Here is a 7,561-nt window from a genome sequence, read left to right as displayed (position 1 = left end):
GCTTGAGGTCGACGGCGACCACCGAGGCGTCGAGCTTGCCGGTCGGGCTCTCCGGGAAATCCTTGATCCGCCCGGTGGCGCTGATCGAGGCGCCGGCCAGCCCGCTGAGCGACAGCCGGTCGATCTCGAGCAATCCCTTGCGCAGCCGCAGCGCCGTGTCGACGGTGTCGGCCGTCAGGCCGCCCGCGCTCACCGGCCCGGCCTTGATCTGGAAGTCGAGGTCGCGATCGGAAAACCGGTTGGCGCCCTTGTCGCTGACGAAGATCGAGGCGAATGCCGCCAGCCCGTCGACGTCGAGCTCGCCGCCCTCCAGCCGCATAAGCACCGAGGGCCTGGCGTCGTCCGGCTGGCTGGAATCGATGCGGCCCGAAAACCTGGCCTTGCCGAGGATCAGTTCGAGATCGCTGAAGGCCTGGCGCTTCTCGCTGAGATCGACCCTGGCCTTGAAGCCGGCGGCCGGCAATCGGCGGATCGCCTCGTCGACGTCCTTGGACAGCCAGGCGGCAAAACCCGAAGGCTGCGCCACGGCAAGCAGCAGCGAGCCGGTGAAGCCGAAATGATCCTCGACGCTGAGCATGCCGTTGGCTTCGAGCGTGGCGCGGCCGGGCAAGGTCGCGGCAATCGACTTCACCGACCAGCCGCCTTCGGCCGGTTCGGCCGAGAGATGCACGTCCCGCACCGTCGTGTCGCCGGCGACCACGGCCGGCAGTCTCACCTCGACCGTGCCGGGGATGGTCGGCTTCGGCATATGCAGAAGCGCCTGCTCCAGCGCATTGACGCGCTGGTCGAGCGTTACGCCGTCGACGGCAGCGGCGCCGACGGCTTCGTCGAACTGCACCTGCGCGCCGTTGGCCTCAATCGAGAAGTGCGGCTTCAGCCCGAGCTCGACCGAGGCTTTGCCGTCGGCGGTGTAGGGATTGTCGAGCGGTCCGGTTTCGAAGCGGAACTCGTCGAAGGCGAGCTTCTGGTGATCGAGCGAGAACTTGCCGTTGAGGCGGAAGCCCGGGTCCGGCTTGCCGGCCGAGACCTTCACCGTCTCGCCATCGGTGCCGCGCAACTCGGCCGAATTCCTGTCGTTGCCGGAGATCTTGAACTGGCCGGAATAGGCGACGGCGCCCTTGACGAGGCCGGCATTGCCGTCGGTCTCGATGACCAGCGGATAGGCGTCCGGATCGGCCTTCAGCCGCAGCCGCATCTGGCCATTGCCTTCGGCCCTGCCGGTCGAGGCGGTGACATCGGTGCGCAGGCCGTCGAGCTTGAGCGTTCCATCCATCCGCCATGGCCCGGCGAGCGACTTTGCCGAGACGGTCGAATTGATCTCGGAAATCAGGTGGCTGCGCCCGCCGGCGGCATGGCGCAAAGCGACCTCGCCTTCCGTCACCGTCAGCTTCTCGATCGCGATCTGGTTGAGGTCGAAGGGCGCGGTCGGCCGCATCGCCCAGTCGACCGTGCCGTCGGCGGCGATGTCGATCGTCGCCTTCGGACGCACCAGCCGCATGTCGAAGATCAGCACCTCGCCGCGCAGGAAGGGGGCCAGTTCCGCATCCATCGAGAAGGTCTCGACGGTCATTGCCGGCTGGCCTTCGGGACCGCCGGCAACCGAAACATTGGAGAAGGTCACTGAAGGAAACGGCAGCAGCCTGGCCGTCGCATCGCCCTCGACGGTAACCTTGCGGCCGAGGATGGCGCTCGCCTCGCGCTCGAAATCGGCGCGGTAGCCCGCCCAGTCGATAAAATACGGCACCACCAGCGCCGCGCACAGCACCAGCACGAACAGGCCACCGAAGATCACGAACAGGCGTGCGAGCATCAGCACCAGCGATCGTTGAAAGTCAGCTGCACTGTACCCGCATCAGCGTGTCGATAAAGAGGCAATTCGGCTGCGTCCTCGGCAAGCAGGGACAGGGGCGCAGGCTGTGGGGACAGTCCGCCGCGTCAATGCCGTGCCGCTTCCATCAGGGCGGACAAGACCGCACCCTTGCAAAGGCTGATCAGGAATTTCTGCGCAACGAACTCGATGGTCGAGTCGTGGAACGTCAGGATGAAATGCCGATAGTCCGAAAACAGCTCAGGCATGTGGGATGGATGAACCCGATTGGCCTTTTCCAGGGAGGCGATCCAGGACGAGTTGAAGACTTCGAACGCAGAATATGGTTGCAGGCCGAGACCGTAGAGCCGATGCCCGCTGATGGCTTCATCGTTCGGCGGACCGAATTGAAGCGCCAGGTATGGTTCCACCGTCAGGATTGCGACGGATTGATCGCCGGTTGCGGGCGAAACCGAGCGCGGGTTCGTACCATCGAACGAAGGATCCGGAACGTTGGCGAGATAGGCAATCAGCAATCGCTCTTGATCCGCGAAGACATGCGGCAATGGCGCGCCGGCCGATGACGGCGGCACCTCGATCGCCAGCAGGGCCTCGGCCGCCGACATGACTAGTGACCAACACGGGGCAAGATCTTGCCAGGGTTCATGATGTTCAGCGGATCGAGCGCCTGTTTGATCGTGCGCATGATGTTGACGCCATGGCCAAGCTCGTGGCGCAGGAAGCCGATCTTGCCCTGGCCGATGCCGTGCTCGCCGGTGCAGGTTCCTTCCATGGCGATGGCGCGCATGTTGAGCCGCGCGACGAATTTTTCCGCCAGCGCGATTTCCTGCGGGTTGTCGACATCCATCAACACCAGCACGTGGAAGTTGCCGTCGCCGGCATGGCCGACGATCGGCGCGATCAGCCCCATCTCGGCAATGTCGGCCTCGGTCTCGGTGACGCATTCGGCAAGCCGCGAGATCGGCACGCAGACATCGGTCGACAGCCCCTTGGCGCCGGGCCGCAAGGTCAGCGACGACCAATAGGCGTCGTGCCTGGCCTTCCACAGTTTCGTCCGCTCCTCGGCAACACTGGTCCACAGGAACGGTCCGCCGCCATTCTCCTCGGCGATCATGCCGAAGGTCTCGGCCTGCTCGGCGACACCGGCATCGCTGCCGTGGAATTCGACGAACAGGCACGGGCCTTCCGGGTAGTCGAGCTTGGAATAGTTCTTCATCGCCCGCATCTGCAGCGCATTGACCAGTTCGATGCGCGCCACCGGAATGCCCATCTGGATCGTGGCGATCACCGTCTTGCAGGCCGCCTCGAGGCTCGGAAACGGGCAGACGCCACCGGAAATCGCCTGCGGGATGCCATGCAGCCTCAAGGTCAGCGCGGTGATGACGCCGAGCGTGCCCTCCGAGCCGATCAGCAGCCGCGTCAGGTCGTAGCCGGCAGAGCTCTTCTTCGCCCGCTTGCCGGTGGTCACCGCCTCGCCATCGGCCATGACCGCCGTCAGCGACAAAACGTTCTCGCGCATCGTGCCATAGCGCACGGCATTGGTGCCGGAGGCCCGCGTCGCCGCCATGCCGCCGAGCGAGGCATTGGCGCCGGGGTCGATCGGGAAGAACAGGCCGGTGTCCCGCAGGTGCCGGTTGAGGTCCTCGCGCGTCACGCCTGGCTCGACGGTGCAGTCGAGATCCTCGGGATTAACCGCGAGAATCCGGTTCATGCGCGAGGTGTCGATCGAGATGCCGCCGCCCGGCGCGTTGGTGTGGCCTTCAAGCGACGAGCCGACGCCGAAGGCGATCACCGGCACCCGGTGCGCGGCACAGGCGCGCACGATCTCCTGCACCTCGGCCGTGCTCTCCACGAAGGCGACGCCGTCCGGCGCCTGCGTCGGGATGTAAGTGGTGGTGTGCGCATGTTGGGAGCGGACTGCCTGGCCGGTCTGGAAGCGCTCGCCGAGCGTCTGCTTGAGGATGCCGAGAACCGCGGCAATGCCCTCCTCGTTGCGCTCGACGGGATTGAGGTCGCTCAAAGCCATGATTCACTCCGCGAATGGACCAGCCGCCGCCCTTGCTGTGCGGCTAAGGATGCGTAGTCTCGCGACCCACACCCTGTCCAGCGATCAGGAAAGGAAAACAAGATGTCGATGCCCGCTCCCTTCATTTCCCGCGTCATGGATATCGAGAAGGACTGGATCGACTATAACGGCCATCTCAACATGGCCTATTACAACGTGCTGTTCGACCGCTGCTCGGACGACGCCTTCGAGATGATGGGCATGGGGCCGAACTACGCCAAGGAGCGCCGCCTCACCATCTACACGGCGGAAGTCCATGTCTGCTACGTGCAGGAGCTGCATCTGGAGCACAAGGTCCAGGTCTCCTTCCAGCTCATCGACCATGACGAAAAGCGCCTGAGAGCCTATCAGGAGATCCGCCATGTCGACGGCTGGCTGGCCGCCACCTCCGAGACGCTTTCGCTGCATGTCGACATGTCCGGGCCGAAAGTGGCGCCCTTCCCCGCCGACGTTCTTGCCAGGGTCGAGGAGATGCGCGCCGCCCACGCCGCTCTGCCGATGCCGGAGCGCGCTGGCCGCTCGATCGGCATCAAACGCAAGAGCGCTTGAAGCGCCCCAGCGCGCACGTTAACCTTACCAAGGTTTTAACGTGAACAAGCCGATTGAGTCGTTGAACGACTCAGCGGAGCGTTTGAAAACCACCGTATCGGGTTGGCGATACGGGGCGGCGGGCAGAGGCGGTTCGAGGAACGTGCATGAAAACCGACATCAAGGTCGAGGTGGAACGGCTGGCGGCCGATCCGCGCATCACCGACTATGATTTCTGGCGCTCGCTCAAGAACGTCAACAACGAGATCTTCCACATCGCCAACAACAACGAGCCGATCCCCTTCGACATGATCCGCTGGCGCGCCATCCTCAAGCAGGCGCGGCTGAAGCGCGGGCATTTCTGAGCTACTGCCAATCCCTGGTTGCGGCCTCTGGAGCAATTCCAGGAAAAGTGCGTAGCGGTTTTCCGTCCGGAATTGCGTCAAAACAAATAATTGGAGCGGGTCAGCGATTCTGAGAGGCGCCGAACCGCTCCAGCGGCGAGCGCGGCGCCACCGGCGACGATTGGATGATCGCCGTGTTGGTCATCGCGTAAGGGATGATCCTGTCGATCACCCGTTCGAGCTCTGCCACCGAGCCGACATGCGCCAGCGCGATGAAGCAGTCCTCACCGGTCACCCGGTCGCACTGCACGATTTCCGGCAGGTCGCGGATGATGTCGGCGACGACGGCAAGCTGACCCGGCACCGGCCGGATGCGCAGCCATGCCGACAGTTTCATGCCGAGCGCGGCCGGATTGATCCTGACCGTGTAGGCCTCGATCACGCCGTTCTCCTGCAGCTTTCTGATCCGCTCCGCTACGCTCGGCGCCGACAGGCCGACGGCGCGCGCCAGTTCGGCCGTGCTGGTGCGCGCATCCTTTTCCAGCAGGCGCAGGAGCTTCAGGTCGGCGACATCGAGGTCCGCGTTTTCGTTTCGAAGGCGTTTCAAGGAAATTTGCCTTTCTTTCGGGAACAACTCGGTCGCATGACCCAGCGGTCATCCATATAAACCGCGCGATCCGCCTGCGATAGTGATCGCATGAGAAATCAAGCGCAGGCCTCGGCGGCAAGCCCCGCCCTCGACAAGCCAGACAGCGCCAGCCAAAGCCTTGCCGGCCCTGCCCTTTCCACCTTGTCGACGGCGCTGCCGCCACATCTGTGGTTCGGCGTCAGCGCCGTGTTCCATTATCTGGGCCCGGCCTTCGCGGTGCTGCTTTTCGCCCAGGTCGGCGTGCTGGGCATGGCCTGGCTGCGCATCGCCACCGCCGCCCTCGTCTTCGCGCCGCTGACCCGGCCATGGAGGGTCTTCGCCCGCGCCGACCGGCCGACACGGCTGTTGCTCGTCGCCTTCGGCGCCTGCCTGGCGGTGATGAACTGTTCCTTCTATCTGGCCCTCGACCGCCTGCCGATCTCGCTGGTCGCGGCGATCGAGTTCGTCGGCACCATCGCCGTCGCGCTCGTTGGCCTGCGCAGCCCGCGCAATCTTGCGGCGCTCGCCATTGCCGTCACCGGCACCTTGCTGTTGATCGATGTCAAATGGTCGAGCGACCCGGTCGGCCTGTTCTGGGCCTTCCTCAACGGCGCCCTGTTCGTCGGCTACATCGTGCTCGGCCACCGCGTCGCGGCGTCCGGCGCGGGCGCCGGCATTGCCGGCTTGGGCGCGGCAATGACGATCGCTTTCCTCGTCGTGCTGCCCATCGGCCTCACCGAGGCGCTGCCGGCCTTTTCCGCGCCGTCGCTGCTCATCGCCGCCATCGGCGTCGGCATCTGCTCCTCGGTCATCCCCTATATCTGCGACCAGCTCGCCATGGCGCGGCTGCCGCGCGCCAGCTTCGCGCTGATGCTGTCGCTGCTGCCGCTGAGCGCGACACTGATCGGCATCATCGTGCTGAAGCAGGTTCCGAGCCTCGGCGATTGCCTGGGCATCGTGCTGGTGGTGGCCGGCGTCGCCTTGCACAAGCCGGCCCCGGAACGAGCGCCATAAGGCTAGGCAAGCTTCTCCTTCAGGAAAGCGACCGTCCGGCCCCAGGCGAGGTCGGCCGCCTTCTTGTCGTAGCGAGCCGCCGAGGTGTCGTTGTTGAAAGCATGGTTGGCGCCCTCATAGACATAGACCGCGTACTCGACATGCGCCACGTCGAGCGCCTTCTTGAAGGCATCGATGCCGGCATTGGTGCGCGCATCCAGCCCTGCATAGTGGAGCAGCAGCGCGGCCTTGATTTTCGGTACGTCGTCGGGCTTCGGCTGCATGCCGTAATAGGCGACCCCTGCGCTCAGATCCGGCGAATTGACGGCAAGCGTGTTGACTGCGCCGCCGCCCCAGCAGAAACCGACGGCGCCGACCTTGCCGTTGCCGTCCTTGTAGCCCTTGAGGAACGTGACCGTCGCCACGGCGTTGGCGGCGACCTGCGCGGGATCGAGCGTCGCGAACAGTTCTCGCACCTTGTCCTCATTCTCAGGCGTGCCGCCGAGCGGCGACATGAAGTCCGGCGCCAGCGCGACGAACCCTTCCAGCGCCACCCGCCGCGCCACATCCCTAATGTGCGGGTTGAGCCCCCTGTTCTCGTGGATGACGATGACGGCGCCGAGCTTGCCGGACCGGTCGGCCGGCTCGACCAGGTAGCCCTTCATCTCGCCTCCGCTGCCGGGATAGGTGATGTCCTCACCCTTCACGCGCGGATCGTCCTCGGCGACGATCGCCGCCCTGGCGGGATTCGCCGCCAGCAACGGCACGATGGCGGCGGCTGCCGCGCCAGATCCGGCAAGCCTCGTCAGCTGTTCCATGAAACGGCGCCGGTCGAGCGTCAGATGCGTGTATTCATCATAGGCATCGATCATCGCCTGGGTGATGACTGGCTCGGCGGCGGCTGTGGTCATGGCTCATTCCTCGACTGTTCCCCCACCGGGCAAGATAGGGTTGGAAGGCGCTTGGTCCATTTCGAAGCCGTCGGCTTTGAGGACGTCGAGGTGGAAGACAGGACTGACGACTGCCTCGGCGGCTTCCGCCGCAGCCTCATCGCATGGCCGGCCTCGGAACGGCGCAAGGGCGCCATGAGCCTGAAGTCCAGCCTCGGCACCGCCCTCGTCTGCCGATTGATCGCCGGTTATTTCGGCGCTGTCTCCAAGGCCTACCTGCTGGTC

Annotated in this window: 8 protein-coding genes and 1 pseudogene; 4 read left to right on the top strand and 5 right to left on the bottom strand. The window is 65.0% G+C overall.

Translation table 11 applies throughout. The annotated features are described in order from the left end of the window. The 3 genes from EN780_RS22650 to EN780_RS22640 all read right to left on the bottom strand — a co-directional run. On the bottom strand, positions 1-1,810 hold a 1,810-nt coding region (locus EN780_RS22650), incomplete at its 3' end, for an AsmA family protein (protein ID WP_128275371.1). 125 nt (positions 1,811-1,935) lie between these two features. Next, positions 1,936-2,433, bottom strand: a complete 498-nt coding sequence (locus tag EN780_RS22645; protein WP_127286080.1) for a hypothetical protein — start codon at positions 2,431-2,433, stop codon at positions 1,936-1,938. A 2-nt stretch (positions 2,434-2,435) separates the two neighbouring features. Further along, positions 2,436-3,854 (bottom strand): FAD-linked oxidase C-terminal domain-containing protein, encoded by a 1,419-nt coding sequence (locus EN780_RS22640; protein ID WP_127311319.1) that lies wholly within the window; start codon positions 3,852-3,854, stop codon positions 2,436-2,438. 102 nt (positions 3,855-3,956) lie between these two features. On the opposite strand from EN780_RS22640, the gene EN780_RS22635 reads away from it, so the two are divergent. Beyond that, complete coding sequence (locus EN780_RS22635; RefSeq protein WP_128275370.1) at positions 3,957-4,442, top strand: thioesterase family protein; 486 nt, start codon at positions 3,957-3,959, stop codon at positions 4,440-4,442. Between the two features lie 146 nt (positions 4,443-4,588). Then, positions 4,589-4,786, top strand: a complete 198-nt coding sequence (locus EN780_RS22630) for a hypothetical protein (protein WP_126053941.1) — start codon at positions 4,589-4,591, stop codon at positions 4,784-4,786. 100 nt (positions 4,787-4,886) lie between these two features. On the opposite strand, the gene EN780_RS22625 is transcribed toward EN780_RS22630, so the two are convergent. Further along, positions 4,887-5,372 carry an Lrp/AsnC family transcriptional regulator gene (locus EN780_RS22625; protein ID WP_128275369.1) on the bottom strand — a complete coding sequence of 162 codons (486 nt, stop codon included), beginning with the start codon at positions 5,370-5,372 and terminating at the stop codon, positions 4,887-4,889. A gap of 90 nt (positions 5,373-5,462) precedes the next feature. On the opposite strand from EN780_RS22625, the gene EN780_RS22620 reads away from it, so the two are divergent. Then, positions 5,463-6,407: a DMT family transporter gene (locus EN780_RS22620; protein WP_128275368.1), complete on the top strand. Its 945-nt coding sequence runs from the start codon at positions 5,463-5,465 to the stop codon at positions 6,405-6,407. 2 nt (positions 6,408-6,409) lie between these two features. Here EN780_RS22620 and EN780_RS22615 read toward each other — a convergent pair whose 3' ends face one another. Beyond that, positions 6,410-7,297 carry a dienelactone hydrolase family protein gene (locus tag EN780_RS22615; protein WP_128275367.1) on the bottom strand — a complete coding sequence of 296 codons (888 nt, stop codon included), beginning with the start codon at positions 7,295-7,297 and terminating at the stop codon, positions 6,410-6,412. A gap of 51 nt (positions 7,298-7,348) precedes the next feature. Between EN780_RS22615 and EN780_RS22610 the strand changes: the two are divergent. Next, positions 7,349-7,561 (top strand): annotated as a pseudogene (locus EN780_RS22610) (methyltransferase type 11); the annotation flags it as partial.

Origin of the sequence: Mesorhizobium sp. M4B.F.Ca.ET.089.01.1.1 (assembly GCF_004022605.1) — a bacterium.
GTDB classification, from domain to species: Bacteria; Pseudomonadota; Alphaproteobacteria; order Rhizobiales; family Rhizobiaceae; genus Mesorhizobium; species Mesorhizobium abyssinicae.
The sequence above is the reverse complement of the archived record's forward strand: the minus strand, read 5'-3'. Positions and strand labels throughout refer to the sequence as shown.

What these genes read in the sequence shown, in the direction of transcription:
- EN780_RS22615 (WP_128275367.1), bottom strand. Translation starts at nt 7,297, where the DNA reads ATGACCACAGCCGCCGCCGAGCCAGTCATCACCCAGGCGATGATCGAT.
- EN780_RS22645 (WP_127286080.1), bottom strand. Translation starts at nt 2,433, where the DNA reads ATGTCGGCGGCCGAGGCCCTGCTGGCGATCGAGGTGCCGCCGTCATCG.
- EN780_RS22630 (WP_126053941.1), top strand. Translation starts at nt 4,589, where the DNA reads ATGAAAACCGACATCAAGGTCGAGGTGGAACGGCTGGCGGCCGATCCG.
- EN780_RS22620 (WP_128275368.1), top strand. Translation starts at nt 5,463, where the DNA reads ATGAGAAATCAAGCGCAGGCCTCGGCGGCAAGCCCCGCCCTCGACAAG.
- EN780_RS22635 (WP_128275370.1), top strand. Translation starts at nt 3,957, where the DNA reads ATGTCGATGCCCGCTCCCTTCATTTCCCGCGTCATGGATATCGAGAAG.
- EN780_RS22640 (WP_127311319.1), bottom strand. Translation starts at nt 3,854, where the DNA reads ATGGCTTTGAGCGACCTCAATCCCGTCGAGCGCAACGAGGAGGGCATT.